The sequence below is a fragment of the Micromonospora sp. NPDC004540 genome (genome assembly GCF_040610095.1).
Taxonomy (GTDB): Bacteria; Actinomycetota; Actinomycetes; order Mycobacteriales; family Micromonosporaceae; genus Micromonospora.
Genome location: NZ_JBEXLR010000209.1, coordinates 1 through 1,567, shown reverse-complemented (window position 1 = coordinate 1,567; position 1,567 = coordinate 1). Strand labels below are relative to the sequence as shown.

Below are 1,567 nucleotides of genomic sequence, written 5' to 3'. Positions count from 1 at the left end.
CGGACCATCTGGCTGGAGAGTGGTGTGCTGAAGATGGACGGCCCCACCGACGAGGTCTGCGCGGCGTACGAGAACCAGAAGTAGTCCGCCGGGGCCGCCCACCAGCGCTCGGCCAGCCCCACCACGAGGAAGGTCAGCCCGACGTACGCCCAGCCGACCAGCACGTCGATCAGGTAGTGCTCGCCGCTGTAGACCAGCGTGAAGGTCATCGCCAGCGGATACGCCAGCAGCAGCGGCCACCAGCGCTTCCGCGTCGCGCGCAGGAAGAAAAGGACCACGAACAGGGCGAACGCGGTGTGCAGCGACGGCATGGCGGCCACCGGGTTGGAGGCGATCTGACCGGCGTTGAGCAGGTTGCCCGCGCCGTGCATGCCGATCTCCTTCCACCCGCGGGTGGAGATCCGGGCGACGTCGGTGAGCAGCCCGTTCTGGGCCGCCCACCACGGCGGCGCGGCCGGGTAGAGGAAGTAGGTGGCCAGCCCGGCCGCGCAGAGGAAGCCCCACCGGCGCATGTACGCGCCCCAGCGCGCGCGGTCCCGCAGCCAGAGCACCGCGGCGGCGGCGAGCGTCGCCACGAAGTGCGAGAAGTAGATCCAGCTGACCAGCACGTCCCACCAGTGCACCTGGTCGGGCCGGTAGAAGTGCTGCTGGAGCCAGATCGTGGGCACCTCGCCGCCGGTCGCCCAGCCGGTCAGGAACCGGTCGGCGACGATCAGCTCCATGGCGTGCGGCGTCGCGCCGTTGTCGGCGAACCCCCGGGACAGGTTGTACGCGGCCAGCAGCAGCACCACCGGGATCCAGTCCCGGGCGAAGCGCAGGTGGCTGCGCCACGGGCGGGACGAGTGCCAGGCGATGGTGCCCGCCCAGATCCAGAGGAACGCGTACGCCGGGTCGGTCGGCAGGCCGATGGCGAGCCAGGCGGCCACGAAGGCGATCCCCCAGATCGCCATCGCCACCACGCGGCGGCGCCCTCCGTCGGGGGACGCGGTCGGTCCGGCGGGGGCGGGGGGCGGGGGGTCAGTCAGCACGGCCATCGCGGACAAGGTTAACGGCGGGCGGCGGGGGCGCCGACGCCGACCGCCCGCCGCCGGTGCCGGTCACCCCCGGTCGGGGCCGTCGGGAGGGCCGGGGTGGCGGTCCGGACGCCGCCCGGGTCCGGGGCCGCTGCACTACGGCCTGTTTCATAACTCGGTGGAGTTGTGAGACAGCGCCCTTCTCGGGCGTCCGCGCCTCGCCCCGGGTGGGGTGGGTACGGTTCCTGCGTCATCGGGGCCGGTTTCGCCCGCGCGTGTGCGTGGGCCAGGGCCTTTCCCTCGGCGGGCGTTGGTGACCGGGCCCCCTGCGGGGAGGTCCCGGACCTGGGCGTGGTGCTGCTCGGCCCAGACAGCGAGGTTGACTGCGGCATTGTGGTCCCGATCGGCCTGATACCCGCACACCTGGCAGGTGAAGGTGCGCTGGTGCAGAGGCATCGCGGGGGCCACGCTCCGGCATGCCGAACAGGTCTTGGTCGACGGGTACCAGCGGTCGACCAGGGCCAGTTGGCCGCCGCGCCACTGCTGCTTGTAGG

Annotated in this window: 1 protein-coding gene and 2 pseudogenes; 1 reads left to right on the top strand and 2 read right to left on the bottom strand. The window is 72.6% G+C overall.

Features of this window, described 5'->3' with window-relative positions:
• Positions 1-84 (top strand): annotated as a pseudogene (locus ABZV78_RS31750) (ABC transporter ATP-binding protein); the annotation flags it as partial.
• A gap of 11 nt (positions 85-95) precedes the next feature.
• Here ABZV78_RS31750 and ABZV78_RS31745 read toward each other — a convergent pair.
• Together ABZV78_RS31745 and ABZV78_RS31740 are read right to left on the bottom strand one after the other, a co-directional pair.
• Positions 96-1,034 (bottom strand): annotated as a pseudogene (locus ABZV78_RS31745) (phosphatase PAP2 family protein); the annotation flags it as partial.
• A 147-nt stretch (positions 1,035-1,181) separates the two neighbouring features.
• The coding region (locus ABZV78_RS31740) for a transposase (RefSeq protein WP_355644553.1) at positions 1,182-1,567 on the bottom strand (386 nt) is incomplete at its 5' end.